At 62.7% G+C, this 17,530-nt stretch carries 17 protein-coding genes; 4 read left to right on the top strand and 13 right to left on the bottom strand.

Features of this window, described 5'->3' with window-relative positions; genetic code table 11:
• Window positions 1-83: 83 nt before the first annotated feature.
• The 6 genes from BM045_RS19175 to BM045_RS12445 form a co-directional block, all read right to left on the bottom strand.
• Entirely contained in the window at window positions 84-2,552 is a 2,469-nt protein-coding gene (locus tag BM045_RS19175) for a methyl-accepting chemotaxis protein (protein WP_092183745.1), read from the bottom strand.
• Window positions 2,553-2,786: 234 nt separating this feature from the next.
• Window positions 2,787-3,176: a response regulator gene (locus BM045_RS12465; RefSeq protein ID WP_046140872.1), complete on the bottom strand. Its 390-nt coding sequence runs from the start codon at window positions 3,174-3,176 to the stop codon at window positions 2,787-2,789.
• A gap of 126 nt (window positions 3,177-3,302) precedes the next feature.
• The gene (locus BM045_RS12460; RefSeq protein ID WP_092183744.1) at window positions 3,303-4,352 is read right to left on the bottom strand and encodes a protein-glutamate methylesterase/protein-glutamine glutaminase; all 1,050 of its coding nucleotides are present in this window, start codon (window positions 4,350-4,352) and stop codon (window positions 3,303-3,305) included.
• On the bottom strand, window positions 4,349-5,197 hold the full coding sequence (locus BM045_RS12455) for a CheR family methyltransferase (RefSeq protein ID WP_092183742.1): 849 nt from the start codon (window positions 5,195-5,197) through the stop codon (window positions 4,349-4,351). The genes BM045_RS12460 and BM045_RS12455 overlap by 4 nt, the downstream gene beginning before the upstream one ends.
• A 39-nt stretch (window positions 5,198-5,236) precedes the next feature.
• Window positions 5,237-6,754, bottom strand: a complete 1,518-nt coding sequence (locus BM045_RS12450) for a methyl-accepting chemotaxis protein (RefSeq protein ID WP_092183740.1) — start codon at window positions 6,752-6,754, stop codon at window positions 5,237-5,239.
• Window positions 6,755-6,912: 158 nt separating this feature from the next.
• Entirely contained in the window at window positions 6,913-7,461 is a 549-nt protein-coding gene (locus BM045_RS12445) for a chemotaxis protein CheD (RefSeq protein WP_170848491.1), read from the bottom strand.
• Window positions 7,462-7,669: 208 nt separating this feature from the next.
• Between BM045_RS12445 and BM045_RS12440 the strand changes: the two genes are divergently transcribed.
• A complete protein-coding gene (locus BM045_RS12440; RefSeq protein ID WP_092183736.1) occupies window positions 7,670-8,023 on the top strand; it encodes a hypothetical protein in 354 nt (117 codons plus the stop codon).
• A 54-nt stretch (window positions 8,024-8,077) separates the two neighbouring features.
• Here the strand turns inward: BM045_RS12440 and BM045_RS12435 are convergent, their stop codons facing one another.
• The 5 genes from BM045_RS12435 to BM045_RS12415 form a co-directional block, all read right to left on the bottom strand.
• A complete protein-coding gene (locus tag BM045_RS12435) occupies window positions 8,078-8,482 on the bottom strand; it encodes a VOC family protein (RefSeq protein ID WP_092184181.1) in 405 nt (134 codons plus the stop codon).
• Between the two features lie 117 nt (window positions 8,483-8,599).
• The gene (locus BM045_RS12430; protein ID WP_092183734.1) at window positions 8,600-9,088 is read right to left on the bottom strand and encodes a chemotaxis protein CheW; all 489 of its coding nucleotides are present in this window, start codon (window positions 9,086-9,088) and stop codon (window positions 8,600-8,602) included.
• An 80-nt stretch (window positions 9,089-9,168) separates the two neighbouring features.
• The gene (locus BM045_RS12425; RefSeq protein WP_092183732.1) at window positions 9,169-11,547 is read right to left on the bottom strand and encodes a chemotaxis protein CheA; all 2,379 of its coding nucleotides are present in this window, start codon (window positions 11,545-11,547) and stop codon (window positions 9,169-9,171) included.
• Window positions 11,548-11,582: 35 nt separating this feature from the next.
• Window positions 11,583-11,951, bottom strand: coding sequence for a response regulator (locus BM045_RS12420; protein ID WP_170848490.1), 369 nt, complete (start codon window positions 11,949-11,951; stop codon window positions 11,583-11,585).
• Window positions 11,948-12,238 carry an STAS domain-containing protein gene (locus tag BM045_RS12415; protein WP_170848489.1) on the bottom strand — a complete coding sequence of 97 codons (291 nt, stop codon included), beginning with the start codon at window positions 12,236-12,238 and terminating at the stop codon, window positions 11,948-11,950. Before BM045_RS12415 ends, BM045_RS12420 begins: the two co-directional genes overlap by 4 nt.
• Window positions 12,239-12,438: 200 nt before the next feature.
• On the opposite strand from BM045_RS12415, the gene BM045_RS12410 reads away from it, so the two are divergent.
• Complete coding sequence (locus BM045_RS12410) at window positions 12,439-13,752, top strand: NAD(P)H-dependent oxidoreductase (RefSeq protein ID WP_092183728.1); 1,314 nt, start codon at window positions 12,439-12,441, stop codon at window positions 13,750-13,752.
• Here BM045_RS12410 and BM045_RS12405 read toward each other — a convergent pair.
• Window positions 13,743-14,264: an HPP family protein gene (locus BM045_RS12405; RefSeq protein ID WP_092183726.1), complete on the bottom strand. Its 522-nt coding sequence runs from the start codon at window positions 14,262-14,264 to the stop codon at window positions 13,743-13,745. The genes BM045_RS12410 and BM045_RS12405 overlap by 10 nt on opposite strands.
• Window positions 14,265-14,446: 182 nt before the next feature.
• Between BM045_RS12405 and BM045_RS12400 the strand changes: the two genes are divergently transcribed.
• Window positions 14,447-15,253, top strand: coding sequence for a siderophore-interacting protein (locus BM045_RS12400; protein ID WP_092183724.1), 807 nt, complete (start codon window positions 14,447-14,449; stop codon window positions 15,251-15,253).
• A gap of 196 nt (window positions 15,254-15,449) precedes the next feature.
• Here the strand turns inward: BM045_RS12400 and BM045_RS12395 are convergent, their stop codons facing one another.
• Window positions 15,450-16,421 carry a zinc-binding dehydrogenase gene (locus tag BM045_RS12395; protein WP_092183722.1) on the bottom strand — a complete coding sequence of 324 codons (972 nt, stop codon included), beginning with the start codon at window positions 16,419-16,421 and terminating at the stop codon, window positions 15,450-15,452.
• 101 nt (window positions 16,422-16,522) lie between these two features.
• Between BM045_RS12395 and BM045_RS12390 the strand changes: the two genes are divergently transcribed.
• Window positions 16,523-17,524 carry a Gfo/Idh/MocA family protein gene (locus BM045_RS12390; RefSeq protein WP_092183719.1) on the top strand — a complete coding sequence of 334 codons (1,002 nt, stop codon included), beginning with the start codon at window positions 16,523-16,525 and terminating at the stop codon, window positions 17,522-17,524.
• The last annotated feature ends 6 nt before the right edge of the window (window positions 17,525-17,530 follow it).

The following is a 17,530-nucleotide window of genomic DNA, read 5'->3' as shown; positions in this document are numbered from 1 at the left end:
CCCGGAACGAGGATTAATGCGCAATCCGCAGTTATTTTTTCAGCCTTTGCGTGACAACTTGCCTGACGCCGCCCCTTCGCCCCTCAAGCACGGGCCAGAATGCGCTCGGGCCGAGCGTCACGCTCACTGTCCGTCGCCGCTCTGACCGGCACAGGTGAACCATGCTGCTGATGGTTTGAGAGCGCTGCCCGGTCATCGGTGATGAAAATCTCGACGATCCGGTCGAGCTCATTGGCCTGGGCCTCCGTCTGCTCGATGGCCGCGTTGATCTCTTCCACCAGTGCCGCATTGTGCTGGGTCATCTCGTCCATGGTGCGGACGGCCGTGTTGACCTCTTCGATCGCCCCGGCCTGCTCGCGACTGTCCCGGGCAATGCCGCTCATCAGGCCATTGGATGATCGCGCTGCGGCGACCATGGCTTCGAGCTTGCTGGCCGCATCCAGCACCAGGCGCGAGCCACCCCTGACCTCACCCGCAGACTGTTCGATCAAGGCCTTGACCTCGGACGAGGCATTGGCCGCCGATTGCGCCAGCCGCCGCACTTCCACCGCCACCACGGCAAAGCCCTTGCCGGCATCGCCGGCGCGAGCGGCTTCGACAGAAGCATTGAGAGCAAGCAGGTTGGTCTGGAAGGCGATATCGTCGATCAGCCCGATGATGTTGGAAATCTTGCCTGACGATTGGGTAATGCGCTCCATCGCCTCGGTCGCCTGATGCATTACCTGCCCGCCCTCTTCGGCGGTGCGTGTGACCGCAGACGCCACGTCGCTGGCTTCGCGCGCTCGCTCGGCATTCTGCATCACGGTGGACGCCAGCTGCTCCATCGCCGCCGAGGTTTCCTCGATCGTCGCCGCCTGCCGCGTGGTGCGCTCGCTGAGGTCATTAGCGCCAGACAGGATTTCGCCGGTGGCCGTCTTCAGCGTGCCGGACGTGTCCTTGAGCTGGCCGACGATATCGGTCAGCTTGTCGGCCACCGCATTGGTATCGGCCTGCAATTGGGCGAAGGCGCCGTGATACTGGCCTCTCATCCGCTTGGTGAGATCGGTATCGGCCAGCGATGCCAGCACCACACCGGTTTCGCTGACGCCCCGATCGACGGTCGCCACCAGCGTATTGACAGAACCGGCCAGGTTATTGAGCTCGTCGTCAGGAAATTCGGCCTCGACGCGACCGCTGAAATCACCGGCAATCGCCGCATCCACCACCGCGCCAAACGAACGCTGCAGGTCCTGCATCATAGTCGCACGCTCGGCCTGGCTGCGGATGATCTGCACCGCCTCGGCCTCGGTCATCGCCGCAACCTTGAGACCGTTTTCGCGGAACACTTCCACGGCCCGCGCCATGGCGCCAAGCTCATCCTTGCCATCGGCGCCGCGCACCTTGACATCGAGATCTCCGTCCGCCAACTGCTCCATGGTCGTCGTCAGGCGGCTGATCGGCCGGCTGACCGAGCGGGCAAAGAAATATCCGGCCACGGCAGCAATGGCCAGCAACGCCCCGCCCACCAGCAGGATCATGTTGCGCATATTGTTGACCGGCGCGTAGACCTCGTCCTCCGGCTGCACCGCCGCGACCGCCCAGGTGACGCCGCCAACGCTGACCGGCCCGGCCCGCACCACCATGGGCGCATTGCGGTAATCCGTGCTGATGCCTTCGCTGGTTTCGCCGGCAAAGGCCCGCGCCAGTACGTCCGACGTCAATGTCGACTGCAGCACATCGGGCGCTTCGGTGCGAGGGGATTCCGTGCGCAGCAGGCCATCCTCGCCGACCACGACCACCTCTCCGGTCAGCCCAAGCCCAGACAAGGCCGAAATCCGGGCGCTCAGCACATCACTGGGAATGGCCAGCACCATCACGCCGGTGCTCGCTTCCTTCTCGTAGACCGGCATGGCCATGAAGCTTTCAGCCACCCCGGTCGGGGCATAGTTCGAATAATCGACGAACACCGCCTGCCCGTCCGGCAGGTCCTTGGCGGCTGCAAAAGCCGCGCCCAGCCCGGTCGCCGCCATGTCACCATCGGTTAACACATTGGTAGCGAAATCCGTATTCTTGGCGACGGAATAGACCACGTCGCCCGCGGTGCTGATCAGCAGCACATCCGAATACTGCCGTTCCTGCACCAGGGTGCGGAAGCCGGGATGGAATCTCTTGTGCGGCGCGTCATAGGTCGCGCCCTTGGCGCCGACGCTGTCGACCGAAGCACGATCGTCCGGGTCGGGGTTTTCGGTGACATAGGCGGTCTGCAGCTGAAGCGCGGCACGCTCGGCGAGGCCCATGCGCAGCTCTTCCAGCGAGCGCGTCAGGTTCTTCATCGCCGTCACGGTGTCGGAGCGCTGCACGAAGAGACGGAGGTCGACCTCGGCACTGTCATAATAGTCGCTGACCAGCGACACGGCCGTCGTAAGGGACGCTTCCATCGACTGATTGCGCTGATCCTGCACGGTGCCCAGCCCGATCTGATAGCTGGCGAGACCCACGCCAGCGCTGACCAGCAGCGCCGAACCCACCAGCGCCAGCGGCAGCTTCTGCGCAATCTTCAACTGAAATGCCATTGGGTCCTCCAACCCGTCCCGGACCGCTGCATGCCTCTCCCGAAGGCATCGATACTGCGCCTCTGACGCAGCCCCGCAGCGATCGCCCTCCCAAGCAATATGCCTGACCGATAAATGCAAACGATACAGATTTTGGCTTAACCACAGGTTACGGCTGCCTTATTTTTCAGCAGCACAAAGCAAAAGGGCCACCCGAGGGTGACCCTTTGCAAAACTTCATGGTGTGAGAGGCGCTTAGCTCAGCGCACCGATCACCGCCTCGATGCGCTTCTTCATGGTCGAAGCATCGAAGGGCTTGATGATGTAATTGTTGACGCCAAACGAGATGGCTTCCTTCACCTGTTCCTTGTCGGAACGGCCGGTCGCCATGATGAAGGGCATGGCCTGGGTGCGGGGGTGCTTGCGGATTACCTTGAGCAGGGTCAGCCCGTCGATATCTTCCATGTTCCAGTCGGAAATGATCAGATCGACATTGGCCTTTTCCAGCTTGCCCAAGGCATCGCGGCCGCTCTTGGCCTCGATGATGTCCTTGAATCCGAGCTGGGTCAGGATGTACTTGCAGATACCCCGCATGGACTGCTGGTCATCAACGATGAGAACGCTGACAGCGCTGGCTTTTGGCATGTCGTATTCACCTTCTTGGCGCTCGGGGTCTTCTGACCTCGGACTTCGCTGGAACACTAGGCAGTAAGCGTTACAAATCTATCAATCGACAGCCCCAGATTGTCCGGGACTGATTAGGGATTGTACTTAGGCGGCGGACTTGATGCGGACCAGCGCATTGGCGAGCCGGCCGGCGATCGCCTCGATCGGCGCCTGCTCGACCACGGCACCCTCTTCGAAGGCCACGCGCGGCATGCCATAGACCAGCGCCGAGGCCTGGCTCTGGCCGACGGTATAGGCACCGGCATCCCGCATCAGCTTGAGACCACGTGCGCCATCGCGGCCCATGCCGGTGAGGATCGCCCCGACCGCCATTGGCCCGACCACCTTGGCCACAGATTCAAACAGCACGTCGACGCTGGGGCGATGACCGCTTTCCAGCTCGTCATGGGTCAACCGCGTCTTGAGCTGGCCCGACGAACGCTCGACCCGCAGGTGATAGTCACCCTTGGCCACATAAGCATGGCCCGGCTGCAGCACCATGCGGTCTTCCGCTTCCACTACAGTCAGTTCGCAAATTTCGTCGAGACGCGCGGCAAAGCGGTTGGTGAAGCCCGGCGGCATATGCTGGGCGATGACGATCGGCGGGCAATCCACCGGCATCTGGCTGAGCACCGCACGGATCGCTTCGACGCCACCGGTCGAAGCACCGATCGCGATCAGCGCACCGCTCGGCGCCGCCGCCGTGCGCACCGCGACCTTGGGCGCATCGGCACGACCGGCCGAACGGCCACGCACATCCGACTTGGCAGCCGCCCGGATCTTGTCACGCAGGTTGGCGCCAAAGGCATCGAGCCCGCCTTCGAATTCCGCGCTCGGCTTGGCGACGAAATCCACCGCACCCAGTTCGAGTGCCAGCAAGGTTTCGCTGGCCCCCTTCTTGGTCAGGGTCGAGACCATCACCACAGGCGTCGGCCGCAGGCGCATCAGCTTGTCGAGAAATTGCAGCCCGTTCATGTTGGGCATTTCAATATCAAGCGTCACCACATCGGGGTTGAGCGCCTTGATCTTTTCGCGCGCATCGATCGGGTCGGTTGCCGTGCCGACCACATGGATATCGCCATCGCGGGACAGCATGCGCGTCAGCACTTCGCGGATCAGCGCCGAATCGTCGACGACCAGGACCTTGATGCTCATGCTGCTTCTCGTTTGTTGAGTTTCTGCTTGGATTGATAAATCGTCTTGCCGACCAGCCGGAAGCCGTCGCCGCCCGAGCCGAGGTTTTCCGAATGCCCGATATAGAGGAAGGCCTCTGGCGCCAGCAGCTTGCCAAGCCGGCCAAACACTTCGCCCTGCGTTGGCTTGTCGAAATAGATCGCCACATTGCGGCAGAACACGGCGTCGAACGGCCCCTTCATCGGCCAGGCTGGCCCGATCAGATTGAGCGGCTTGAACGAGACGAGTTCACGGACAGCGGCGGGAATGCGGATGGTGCCGTCGCCACCCTTGTCGAGCAGGCGGGCGCGTTCGGCGCTGAGCCCGTTGAGCTCGTTCTCCGGATAGACCCCGGCCGCCGCCTTGGCGATGACGGCGGTATCGATATCGGTGGCAAGGATCTTGAAATCCCAGCGTTTCAGCTCGGGAAAGGCAGCCAGCAGATCCATGCCGATCGTATAGGGCTCCTGCCCTGTCGAGCAGCCGGCCGACCAGATGCGCAGCCGTGTGCCGCGCGGCTTTTCGCTGATCAGCGTGCCGATGTAACTGCGCAGGTGATCGAAGTGGTGGTCTTCGCGATAGAAGCGCGTCAGGTTGGTGGTCAGCGCATTGACGAAGTCCTGCCCGTCGCTGGCACTGCCGCCGCGCTCGAGATAATCGATATAGGCGTCAAAGCCCGGCAGTCCCAGCGCCCGCACGATCTTGCTGAGACGCGAAATCACCAGGGTTCGTTTTGCATCGCTCAGCGAGATACCGGCTACCTGATAGACCCGGCTCTTGATCCGCGAAAACTCGCGGTCGCTAAGGGAGATTTCTCCCTGTTCCATGCGGTGCACCCCAATTCGCCAACCGGTCCGAAGCTGGGGTCAGGCCCTCGCTCGCTTGGGGAGGGGAGCCGGAATACGCTCCACACCTTCGCCGAACGACGCCATTCGCCCGGTGAGACGCCGCAGCGCCGCTTCACCTTCGTCCAGTGTCAAAGCAATTGTATCGGTTTCATTGCTTAGATTGCGTAAATGACTGTCGAGGCCTGCGATCATTTTTTGCAAACTCTCGGCTTCCATTATTCCGGTCTCCGATTGTGCGCGGCCGCGCTTGACCACGGAGCGGATATCCTTGGCGGAACGATTGGTAATCTGCGCCAGCTGCCGCACTTCATCGGCCACCACGGCAAAGCCCGCACCCTTTTCACCGGCCCGTGCCGCCTCGACTGCCGCGTTGAGCGCCAGAAGATTGGTGCGGAAGGAAACATCCTCGATGGCCTGCACCATCTTGTCGACGTCCTGGGTCATCTGGTCGATATCGCCAACCAGCGCCTGGGTGCGCCGTGCCGCTAGATCCAGTTCGCCGGCCACGTCCTGCGCCGCTCGCCCGATTACTCGCGCCTGCTGCAAGCGGCCGGTGCCATCGGCCAGCGCCTTGCCGGTCATCCCCACATCGCCGCGATTGGCCTCGCTCTGCGCACTATACTGCGCCGCGCGCACTTCGAAATCATCGAGCAGCGTGCCGACCAAAGCCAGGCGCTGCTCAAGACCCTCACGCAACCCGCGCTCTTCATCGAGCTGCTCGGCCACGGCGCGGGTAAAATCATCGAGCCGCACGGCCAAAGCGCCCAACGGACCATCCAGCGCATCGGGCAGGTCGCCGCCGGCCGCGACGTCCTCCAATTGGCGCAGCCCATGATCGATCGTGGCCATGCCCTTGTTGAGCGCCACCAGCGCCGGATGCGACGTGGCCAAAGCCTTGGCGAAACGGAACCCGGTCTGCCCGCCGGCCAGTGCACCGACAAAGGCATCGAGATCGTCGTCTTCAATGTAAAGACCCGCCGGCATCAGCTCGAAAAGATACCAGCCCATGGCGACGGTCTGGCGCTTGACGACAAAGCGCCCGCCGCCCAGCGTGACCATGCTTTCCTCGGGCGCTCCGCCACCGCTGTCGAGATAACCGGCGCCAAACAGCGCATCGAGCGTCGCGCCTTCCACGGCCCCCTTGGCCAACGCCGTCGCGCCATGGCTGACGGCGATGATGACACCCGTATTGTCGGCCACCAGCGCCGGTTGCTGCAGGCCTGCAATAGTGCTCTTGAACAAATGCGCCTTTTCCAGCCGCTTGCTCAGCCGCAGGATAATGCCATCGATGGTCAGAACTTCGTCGGCTCGCGCTGTTAGGCCGGCCGCCAAAGCCAGCATGGTCAGCGTATGGCTGTCCTGCCGGCTGCGGCGAATGGCGAGAGTGAGCATGATCGACAGCGCCACCAGCATCAGCGCAGCAACGCTCAGCAGCCAGACCACGCCCGAGCCGAGCGCCGGCAATAGTCCAGCCGCCAGCGCCACGGCGCCGAGCCACGGTATGGCCGCGATCAGCGCTAGACGCAGGCTGGACATGACGCGCCTGATCCGCAAATCAGCAAGGACGGTTGCAACATGACCGGACCCTAGCCCGGTAATGGTTAACCAAACCTATAAACTATTGCCAATGCGTAAGACTTTGCTAAGCCCGCTTGCCAGAACATGAATTTCCGTCCCTGTTTGGCACGGCAAGTTCAGAATAGTTCGATGTCATCCACCGGTGCCGCAACCACAACACGCCGCTTGGCAAAGGCCGCTTCCTCGCGGGCCACATTGGTACCAACATCACTGTCGAGACGCTTGACGAACACCCGGCCGGAATGCGGCTTGAACAGCACGCGGCGGGCATAATTGCCACCGAGGTCTTCGCCGGTCAGCGCATAGCCTTCATCGGCGAGGAACTGCCGCACGAATTCGATATTCTTGCGGCCCACATCATCCAGCGCCGAGTTTATCTTGCCGCCACCAAACACTTTTATTTCGAGATTGGCCTTCTTGCCGGTGCCCTTGGTGAGCACCTTGTTGATCAACTGCTCCATGGCGAAGGCGCCATAGCGGGCCGAAGCGCCGTAGCGATCCTTGGCCGATCCCGACTGTTCGGCGAGCAGGAAGTGGTTCATGCCGCCGACATTGGCGACCCGATCGCGCACGCAGGCCGAGATGCAGGAGCCCAAGACCGTCGAATAGGTCAGGTCGGTTTCGTTCGAAACATGGCAGTCGCCTTGGTGGACGGTCGTGACCACCCCGCGATCGAACTCGGGGGGTAAGGAATTCGGCAGTGCCATTTGGTATGTACAACCCCAAAGCGTAGTCATCGCGATGGTAGCCGAAAACTCGTTAGCCAATTGCTAACCACGCTGCGCGAGGACTGCAAAGCCCCCGGAAACGGCAAGGAGAGCTTTAGAAATACTACTATAGGATATCTGGATCGGGGCTAGGATTTCACACTCAATGTCACTGCAGAAACTCGCGAGAGAACTCGATGAGACGGCGCGCCAGACGTCCTCGATGCTGGAAGGCATCACCGAGGCGCTGCAACTCCTGGCCGATAAGTCGATCAGCAAGGACCCGAGCGTGCGCGAAGCCACGCAGATGATCATTACCGCCCTGCAGGGCCAGGATCGTATCGAGCAGCGCTGCCACAATATGGCATTGGCCGTCCGCCAGTTCGCCCTGCTGCCCCATTCGGCACCAGACAGCGTCTATGACGAAATCTGGTGCAGCCTGACGCTGGACGAATTGCGCGTCCCCTCGCTCTCGGGCATCGCCGCCCACCAGAGCCACGGCGACGTCGACCTGTTTTAGGTCGAGCAGCCAAAGCTGGAACAGAGGGCGCCGTAAGGCGCCTTTTCTTTTGGCCTAGCGTGCCGCTGCGCCCCGGACACACGCCTCGATATTATTGCCATCCGGATCGAGCACGAAGGCACCATAGTAATCGCCGGCCCCCTCGCGTGGACCGGGCTTGCCGTGATCCACACCACCCGCGGCAATCGCGGCGCGATGAAATTCATCCACCATCGCCTTGCTCTCGGCCACGAAAGCCACGTGCATCTGGTTGATCCCGGCGCGTGAGCCCTCGACCCAATAGCTCGGCCGCAGCGTGCCGATCCACAGATAGGGTATCGGCTCCTCGGCGCTTTTTCCGAATAGGAAGGACTCGTCGCTGTTGGTCGTGGTGCCGAGGCCGAGCGCCTTGGCAATCGCATCGTAAAAGCGCCGGGCCTTCGCGAGGTCTGTCACGACAATTCCGGTGTGGTCGAGCATGGTGCTGGTCTCCATTCGTGGAACTGCCAGATCAATTCCACTGTGCTGCAAACCGTTCCCGCCAAACAAAAAGGGCGCCTCGCGGCGCCCTTCTCAATTCAAACTGTTGGAGATACCTCAGGCATCCATCTTGGCGCCCGACACCACGGCATGCAGGTCGATCAGCCCGACCATGCGGCCATCATGGGTGACAATACCATTGAGCAGTTCGGTATCGACCGAATTGCCTTCCGGCACCACATGGATGTCATCCTTGGACACGGTCAGGATGTCGCTGACCGCATCGACCAGGATGCCGACCCACTTGTCGCCGACGCTCATCACCACCACGACGTGGTTTTTGGTGGGCGAGGTCTTGCCATCGCCAAAGCGGGCGCGCAGATCAAAGATCGGCACGATCGTGCCGCGCAGGTTGATCACGCCGCGCACGAATTCGCGGGTATTGGGCAGTGGGGTCGCGCCATCCCAGGCGCGGATTTCGCGCACCGTGGTGATCTCGACGCCATAGGTCTGTTCGCCGATCGAGAAGGCGATCAACTGCAGGGAATTCTGGGCGGCAATGGCCGACTTGTCGCCCATGTCGTCACGCAAACCGAGCGCTTCCATTCTAGTGCCTTTCTGCCGTCCTTCTGGCCGGCTACGCTTTTACAAACGGCCCGCGAGCCGCATTCTGACTAGTGCGGCGATCAGGCCGCGTTCTTGTGAACCATCGTGGTCTTGAGGCCCTGCACGTCCACGATCAGCGCGACATTGCCGTCGCCCAGGATCGTGCCGCCGGCAATGCCGTCCACGCGTTCGAAATTCTCTTCCAGCGACTTGATCACCACCTGCTGCTGGCCAATGATCCCGTCGACGATCAGCGCCACCTTGGCCGAGCCTTCGGCCTCGCACAGCACCACGAAGCGGTTTTCCGGATCGGTTTCGGATGGCATGTCAAAGCGCTGCGCCAGGTCGATGACCTGCACATATTCGCCACGCACCTGCAGCACCTGGCCACCGCTCGGCACCCGCTCGAAAGCGGCGCGCGAACACTGGATGGTTTCAACGATCGAGGAGAGCGGCACCACATAGGGCGAGACGCCAACCTTGACCAGCATGACGTCGAGCACCGCCAGCGTCAGCGGCAGGCGCAGGGTCATGCGCGTGCCCTTGCCGGTCCACGAACGGACATGCACCGAACCACCGATCTTCTTGATATTGGACAGCACCACATCCATGCCGACGCCGCGGCCGGAAATGTCGCTGACTTCGCTTGCCGTCGAAAAGCCCGGCGCAAAGATCAACTGGTCGATCTGCTCGTCGGTCGGATTGACGTCCGGCGCCACCACGCCCTTGTCGCGCGCTACCTGCAGTACGCGCTCGCGGTTGATGCCACCGCCATCGTCCTCGACGATGATCAGGATATTGCCGCCGGCCTGCTCGGCCGAGAGGCGAATGGTGCCAATTTCACTCTTGCCGCGCGCCAGGCGCTTGTCCGGCGTTTCGATGCCGTGGTCGGCCGAATTGCGCACCATGTGGGTGAGCGGATCGGACAATTGCTCGATCACCGTCTTGTCGATTTCGGTGTTCTCACCGATCGTCTCGAGCTTGATCTTCTTGCCGGTCTTGGTCGCCAGCTCGCGCACCAGGCGCGGCATGCGGGAGAACACCGATTTGACCGGCTGGGCGCGGATCGCCATCACCGAGTCCTGCAGCCCGCGAGTGGTCTGCGCCAGCACTTCGAGACCGCGCACTAGCTCGGTATAGCGAGCGCGCAGCGTCTCATCCATCTGCTGGGTCAGCATCGACTGGGTAATGACCAGCTCGCCCACCATGTTGACCACGCGATCGACCTTGTCGAGATCGACGCGGATCGACTGCACGCCCACATTGCGGCTGCCGCCGCTGCTCTCTTCGCCATCGCTGGAGGCGGCTGGCGCCGCAGCGCGCAGCGGCGTCACGGCCGCCGTCTGCACCGGCGGCTTGGCAACCGGACTTGGGGCAATGGTTTCGGCCAGTTCGGCAAAGCTCAGGCCCGGCGCCTCTTCAAAAGTGTCCTGCACGGTGACGGGCGCCAGTTCCGGTTCGGGTGTGAAGTCGGCTTTGGGGACCACGGCGACATCGCTGTCGCGGCTGAAATCGAGCAGGTTGGCCACTTCATCATCGGCCAGCGCCAACAGGTCGGCCGGATCGGAGTCGGCGGTCAGAACCACCGGCTTGGGCGCAGGCTTTGCCGCAACCACCGGCTCCGGAATATCGAAGCCTGCAGCAGCGCCGAGCTGGGCAATCGCGATATCGCAATCGCCATCGACGAATTCGAACACTTCGCGGATCATCGCCTCAGTGACCGAAGGCGAAACCAGGGTGATTTCCCAGGAGCAATAAACCGCAAACGGCTCGAATTCGGCCAGCGACGGCATTTCTTCGAGCACGGCGCGCACATGCATATCGCCGAGCACTGCCAATTCGCGGAACAGCAGCAGCGGATCATTGGCGCGGGCATAGAGCGCGCGATGTGGCGTGAAGCGGATTTCCCAATGGCCGGGCTCGACCTGCATCGGCGGCGCGTCGAATGCGTCATCCGCCTCGGCTTCGTCGGCCTCGGCCTCATCGCCGCCCAGTTTGACCATCACCGGTACGAATTCGATGTCGAAGGCGTCCATCGGCTCGCCGCCCTCGTCGTCATCCGAACCACCGCGCTCGCCACGGGCCAGCGCGTCGAAACGGTCTTTTTCTTCCATGCCATAATCGGCCGGCAGCGCCTCGCCCGTCTGGGCCGCCTTGACGTGATCGGCGACGATGTCATTGGCGCGGATGCACAGGGTAACGACGTCGTCGCTCATCTCGATGCGGCCGTCGCGCACATAGTCGAGCAGCGTCTCATAGGCATGGGCAAAGCCCACCAACGCCGAGAAGCCGAAGGCCCCGGCGCCGCCCTTGACCGAATGGATGGCGCGGAACACGGCGTTGAGCCGGTCCGCATCGCGTTCGCCCGCCTCGATAGCGGAGAACTGCTCCTCCAGCTCGTTGAGCAGTTCGGAGCACTCGTCGAAATAGGTGGCTTTGAAATCGTCGAGATCGCTCATGCGGACACGTCCAACCCTTCTGGGTTCAGTAAGACTTAATGAACGACCCGGTGGATCACCGAGATCAGCTTTTCAGGATCGAATGGCTTGACGATCCAGCCGGTGCCGCCAGCGGCCTTGCCCTGGTCGCGCTTGTCCTGGCTGGTTTCGGTGGTCAGGATCAGGATCGGCAGGCTCTGGTGATTGCCCGTCGCCCGCACATGCTTGATGAATTCGATGCCGTCCATCACCGGCATGTTGATGTCGGTGATCACCACATCGACCTGCTCGGTCTTGAGCACATCCAGGCCCTGCTTGCCGTCTTCGGCCTGCAGCACTTCAAACCCGGCATTGCTCAGGGTGTGGTGCAGCATGGCGAGGATGGTCCTCGAATCGTCCACCGTCAGAACCCGCAACGTCTTCATCCTCTCATCATTCCCGAAAACTGGGCGTCCAGACCCAGTCGCTCGATCGCGGACGTCATCGCCGCGCTCGGCTGCTCGATAGCAAACTCAAAATTGTTCTTGCGGGCGGTCTCGGCAGCGCTGATCAGCATGAACAGCGCGTTGGTCGAGACGCGTTCGACCGCGTCGGCGGTCACGGTGACCGGCCCCTCCTCGATCGCATCGATCAGGCCGTCGCGGATACCATCCAGCGCATCGAGGTCGATGATCGCCGGCAATGCGACTGATTTCTTGGTCTTGCTGACCATGATGGATGCTTGCCCCCGGAGTTTTCTCCAGGCGCCAGTCTCCATGGGAACGGTTTAAGAAGTGCTAACCTTGATGAGCTTCTGCATTACTTCGTCAGGAACCTTTTATCTTGGCGCAGGAACGATCTACAACCTGACCCCTTGCAGGAACGCCCGGCAGAGAGTTAACCGGTGACGCGCAATCTCGATCGGACCCTATCATGACCTCATCCATCGCCCTGACCGGCATCGCCCGCGATCTGGCGGCCCGCGCCGAAACCGGCAAGCCGATCCGTGTCGGCGTCATCGGCTCGGGTGAAATGGGCACCGATCTGGTGACCCAGATGTCGCTCATGAAGGGCATCGAAATGGCGGCCATCGCCACCCGCCGCCCGCATACCGCGCTCGATGCCATGACCATCGCCTATGGTGACGACAGCAAGGGCCGCGAGGCCGATACGCCGGCCCAGGCTTTGGCCGCCATCGAGGCCGGCAAGATCGCAATCACCTCGGCGCAAACCCTTGTCACTACCGAGAATATCGACGTCGTCATCGACGCCACCGGCAAGCCCGGCGTGGCCGCCGATTACGTCCTCACCGCCATGGAGCATGGCAAGCATGTGGTGATGATGAATGTCGAAGCCGACGTCACCATCGGCCCCTATCTCAAGGCCCAGGCCGACCGTCTCGGCGTGATCTATTCCGTCGGCGCCGGCGATGAACCAAGCTCCTGCATGGAGCTGATCGAATTCGTCTCCGCCCTCGGCCTGCCCATTGTCGCCGCCGGCAAGGGCAAGAACAATCCGCTCTGGCACGATGCCGTCCCAGACGACTATCGCGAGGAAGCCACCCGCCGAAACATGAACCCGCGCATGCTGGTCGAATTCGTCGACGGATCCAAGACCATGGTGGAAATGTGCGCCATCGCTAATGCCACCGGCCTCGTGCCCGACGTGCCGGGCATGCATGGCCCCAAGGCCGATCGCGAGGATATGGCCAAGGTGCTGATCCCCAAGGAAGACGGCGGCATCCTCAACAAGATGGGCGTCGTTGATTTCACCGTCGGCAAGGGCGTCGCCCCCGGCGTCTTCGTCATCGTCAAGGCGGAGCATCCGCGCATCATCGAGCGCATGGATGACCTCCACATCGGCCACGGCCCCTATTACAGCTTCTTCCGCCCCTACCACCTGACCAGCCTCGAAGTGCCGCTGACCGCCGCCCGCATCATGCTCTATGGCAAGCCCGACATGGTGCCGCTGGCCCGCCCGGTCGCTGAAGTCTGCGCCGTCGCCAAGCGCGATCTGCTGCCCGGCGAGACCTTCGATGCCATCGGCGAAACCTGCTATCGCAGTTATACCATGACCATCACCGACAGCCGTGCCGCCGGCGCTCTCCCGGTTGGCCTGCTCGAAGGCGGCAAGGTCACCGCCCCGGTCAAGAAGGGCGAACTGCTGACCACGGCCAACAGCCAGCCTGATACCTCGACGCGCCTGTTTGCCCTGCGCGCCGAGCAAGACAAGATGCTCTATTCCTGATCGATCTCCTGTCGGATCGGCAATGGATAGCGCCGCTTAGGCGGCAGCCGGTGCAGCACGACGCCGAGCACCACCAGCATCACGCAGGCGATCAGTAGCACGCCAAACAGCGTCAGCGGATCGACCGGCCCGGGATAGACCAGCAGCGGCACGGCCGCGGCCGGTGGATGCGTGACGCGCAGCACCAGCATGACCAGCATGGTCAGCCCGACGCAGAGCGTCGCCACCCACCATGGCTCGGGCCCGAACAGCAGCGCGCCCACCGCAATCACCGTGCCGATCAGATAGCCGGCAAGGATATTGATCGGCTGCGCGCCCGCACTCTCCGGCTGTCCGAAAATCAAAAGCGCCGTCGGCCCCAGCGGCGCCAATAGCAATGGCAGGCCCGTCGCTGCCGCCAAGCCGCCGATCAGCGTCACGCTGGCCGCCGTCGCCGAGGCCGATTTGGCATGCACACGCCAGTCCTTGCGGGGCTCGTGGCGCATCAGGAAACGGGCGAGAAGATTGTGCATTTGGATCCGACCTTAGGGCCGCGACCTATAGGCCGCACCATCGCGCCTGAAAAGCCGCATTGCCGGATTTCTGATTTCCGCAGCGCCTTTAACTGCCTGTGAGCCAAACAATCCTCGATGAGCCTTGATCGCCGCAACGGAGCAGAGTAATTCCTGACTGAACAATTCAGGAATTAGCCAGCATGTCCGAGACGATCGATCCCCGCGCCCCGCAACGCGTTCGCCACGACACCCGAATGCGGCTGCTCGACGTGGTCTCGGTCACCGACATCACCCCGCTGATGCGCCGCATCCGCCTCACCGGCGACCTCGAAGGCTTCGCTTCGGTCGGCCATGCCGATCACATCAAGGTCTTCATTTTCCCCGAGGGCGTTGCCCCGCACATCGTGCCGATTGGTGAACGCGGCGCCGAATTCGCCGAGGGCCAGCGGCCGGAAATGCGCGACTACACCCCGCGCTACTGGAGCGTCGCCGAGGGCTGGATCGACCTCGACTTCGTGCTGCACGGCGATGGCCCGGCCTCCGGCTGGGCGGCACAGGCCGCTGTCGGCCAGACGCTCCTCATCGCGGGCCCCCGCGGCTCGCTGGTCGTGCCACCAGCCTATGACTGGTACCTCTTGGCGGGCGACGAAACCGCCCTGCCGGCGCTGGGCCGCCGCATCGAGGAACTGCCTGCCGGCAGCAAGATTGTCGCCGTCATCGAAGTCGACAGCGCCGCCGAAGAACAGAGTTTCGAGACCGCGGCCAACCTCTCGCTGACCTATGTCTATCGCGACGGCCGTCCCGCCGGGACCACCAGCCTGATCCTCGACACCATCAAGTCCCTGAGCTTTCCGGCCGGCGACGCCTATGCCTATATCGCCGGCGAAAGCAGCATGAGCAAAGCGGTCAAGGCCCACCTGATCGAGACCCGCAGCTTCAACCCCGAATATATCAAAGCCGCCGGCTACTGGCTGCTCGGCGAAGCGGATGCGAAAGAGCCGCACTAGGGCCATCAGCCTGCGGTTACAAGGGACACGGTGACCAACCATCACCCCACCCTCAATCCGTCCCCATTCAGGGGAGGGAAGCCGACCTACAGCGAACTCAATGCCTCTTATCCCTCCCCCCTTGTGGGGAGGGTGGCCCCGAATGGGTCGGGTGGGGGTGGGTTAGGCACCGTGGAAGGTATTCTGGTGTCCGACCTTAAGCCCCCTTAATCGCCACCTTGCCCTTGCGACCCGGCTCGCCACTTGCTCGCGCCGCTTCCCGCGCCTGATCGAGCCCAAACACCCCATCCACCACCAGCTTCAACTCGCCCTTGGCCGCAGCCGTCACCAGCTCGCCGATCATCTGGCCAATGGCTTCAGCACTGGCCCGCGGCTTGGCGCCCCAGAAGCCGCGCACCACAGCCTGCTTGAACAGGATCATATCCGACGACAGCGTCAGCTTCTTTCCCGACAAATTACCAAACGACACCACCTCGCTGCGCTCCGCCATGACGCTGAGCAAAGCCTCCGGCCCATCACCGCCAATCGAATCCAGCCCGCGCACAATCGGCGCGCCACCGGTCAGCGCCTTGACCGCATCGCGCCAATCCTGGCGCTCGGTCGAAACCACATTACCAATGCCCAGCGCCGTCATTTCCGCCACGCCGCCATCGCGCCGCACCAGGTTCACCACATGCACGCCCGCTTCCCCGGCAAACTGGTTGAGCAGCTTGCCCACCGCGCCATTGGCGGCATTCTGGATGATCCAGTCACCGGCCTTCACATCAAGATCGGCCAGCAGCATCTTGGCGCTCAGCGGCATGGAGATCAGCTGGCAGGCCGTCGCGTCATCGACGCTGTCCGGCACCGGGATCAGCCGCGCCGCATCGCTGAGATAATATTCCGCCCAGGCCGCGCTCGCCCCGCCCATCACCCGCTGCCCGACCACGAGATTCTCGACGCCCTCTCCCAGCGCATCCACCACGCCGACCGCTTCGGTACCCGGCACCGAGGGCAATTCCGGCTTGATCCCATAGACGCCCTTGATGGTCATCAGGTCATGATTGTGCACCGGCGACAGCAGCAGCTTGATCCGCACCTGCCCCTTGCCCGGCTCAGGCAGATCGCGCTCCACCAGTTCGAGGACTTCGGTTGCATCGCCGAATTGGGCATAGCTGACACTGCGCATTGAAACACCTGTGGTTGTTAAGCGCCCGATGTGGACCCTTGAGCCGGGCTTTGCAACCGGCCTCCTCGCGGCTAAACCTCTCAAGCAAAGGGAGCACGACTATGACCAAAAAGATCCGCTGGGGCATTCTGTCCACCGCCAATATCGGCATGCAGAAGGTGACGCCGGCCATCCAGCGCTCGGCCCATTCCGAGGTCGTCGCCATCGCCAGCCGCGACCTGAGCAAGGCCCGCGCCGCCGCCGACCAGCTCGGCATCGCCAAGGCCTATGGCTCCTATGAGGACCTGTTCGCCGATCCCGATATCGACGCCATCTACAATCCCCTGCCCAATCACCTGCATGTGCCGATGACCGTCGCTGCGGCCAAGGCCGGCAAGCATGTGCTGTGCGAAAAGCCCATCGCGCTCAATGCCGCCGACGCCGAAGCGCTGCGCAGCATTCCGGCCAATATCCTGGTGCTGGAAGCCTTCATGATCCGCTTCCACCCGCAGTGGAGCCGCGCCCGCGAGATCATCCGCTCCGGCGAATTGGGCGATATCCGCTCGATCAATGCGGTCTTCACCTATTTCAACGCCGACCCCAACAATGTCCGCAACCAGGCCGATATCGGCGGCGGCGGCATCATGGATATCGGCTGCTATCCGATCACTGCCGCACGCTATCTGTTCGAAAGCGAACCGAAACGCGTCGTCTCCCTGGTCGAGCGCGACGAAAATTTCGGCACCGATCGGCTGGCCAGCGTCATGGCCGACTTCGGCAATGGCCGGCAGCTCAATTTCACCTGCTCGACCCAGACCGTGCCGCATCAACGCGTCCAGGTCTTCGGCACCAAGGGCAAGCTCGAGATCATCATCCCCTTCAACGCCCCGCCCAATGAGCGCACCGCCATCACCGTGGATACCGGCAGCCCGATCGACGGCTCGCTGGCCCGCCGAGAAATCCTGCCCGCCGTCGATCAATATACCGAACAGGCAGAAGCCTTCGCCTTGGCCGTACTCGGCGAGACGCCGCTGCTCTGGGGCGTCGAGGATGCCATTGCCTCGATGAAAGTCATCGACGCGATCTTTGCCAGCGACAAAACCGGCCGCTGGGCCGAAGTCTGATTGACC

It is taken from the genome of Devosia sp. YR412 (assembly GCF_900110945.1).
GTDB lineage: Bacteria > Pseudomonadota > Alphaproteobacteria > Rhizobiales > Devosiaceae > Devosia.
This window is presented reverse-complemented; position numbering and strand designations above follow the sequence as displayed.

Bases quoted from the DNA above. Each gene is read 5' to 3' on its own strand.
- BM045_RS12420 (WP_170848490.1), bottom strand. From the start codon at position 11,951: ATGAAGACGTTGCGGGTTCTGACGGTGGACGATTCGAGGACCATCCTC.
- BM045_RS12400 (WP_092183724.1), top strand. From the start codon at position 14,447: ATGTCCGAGACGATCGATCCCCGCGCCCCGCAACGCGTTCGCCACGAC.
- BM045_RS12435 (WP_092184181.1), bottom strand. From the start codon at position 8,482: ATGCTCGACCACACCGGAATTGTCGTGACAGACCTCGCGAAGGCCCGG.
- BM045_RS12440 (WP_092183736.1), top strand. From the start codon at position 7,670: ATGTCACTGCAGAAACTCGCGAGAGAACTCGATGAGACGGCGCGCCAG.
- BM045_RS12415 (WP_170848489.1), bottom strand. From the start codon at position 12,238: ATGGTCAGCAAGACCAAGAAATCAGTCGCATTGCCGGCGATCATCGAC.
- BM045_RS12455 (WP_092183742.1), bottom strand. From the start codon at position 5,197: ATGGAACAGGGAGAAATCTCCCTTAGCGACCGCGAGTTTTCGCGGATC.
- BM045_RS19175 (WP_092183745.1), bottom strand. From the start codon at position 2,552: ATGGCATTTCAGTTGAAGATTGCGCAGAAGCTGCCGCTGGCGCTGGTG.
- BM045_RS12390 (WP_092183719.1), top strand. From the start codon at position 16,523: ATGACCAAAAAGATCCGCTGGGGCATTCTGTCCACCGCCAATATCGGC.
- BM045_RS12430 (WP_092183734.1), bottom strand. From the start codon at position 9,088: ATGGAAGCGCTCGGTTTGCGTGACGACATGGGCGACAAGTCGGCCATT.
- BM045_RS12465 (WP_046140872.1), bottom strand. From the start codon at position 3,176: ATGCCAAAAGCCAGCGCTGTCAGCGTTCTCATCGTTGATGACCAGCAG.
- BM045_RS12410 (WP_092183728.1), top strand. From the start codon at position 12,439: ATGACCTCATCCATCGCCCTGACCGGCATCGCCCGCGATCTGGCGGCC.
- BM045_RS12425 (WP_092183732.1), bottom strand. From the start codon at position 11,547: ATGAGCGATCTCGACGATTTCAAAGCCACCTATTTCGACGAGTGCTCC.
- BM045_RS12405 (WP_092183726.1), bottom strand. From the start codon at position 14,264: ATGCACAATCTTCTCGCCCGTTTCCTGATGCGCCACGAGCCCCGCAAG.
- BM045_RS12460 (WP_092183744.1), bottom strand. From the start codon at position 4,352: ATGAGCATCAAGGTCCTGGTCGTCGACGATTCGGCGCTGATCCGCGAA.
- BM045_RS12450 (WP_092183740.1), bottom strand. From the start codon at position 6,754: ATGTCCAGCCTGCGTCTAGCGCTGATCGCGGCCATACCGTGGCTCGGC.
- BM045_RS12395 (WP_092183722.1), bottom strand. From the start codon at position 16,421: ATGCGCAGTGTCAGCTATGCCCAATTCGGCGATGCAACCGAAGTCCTC.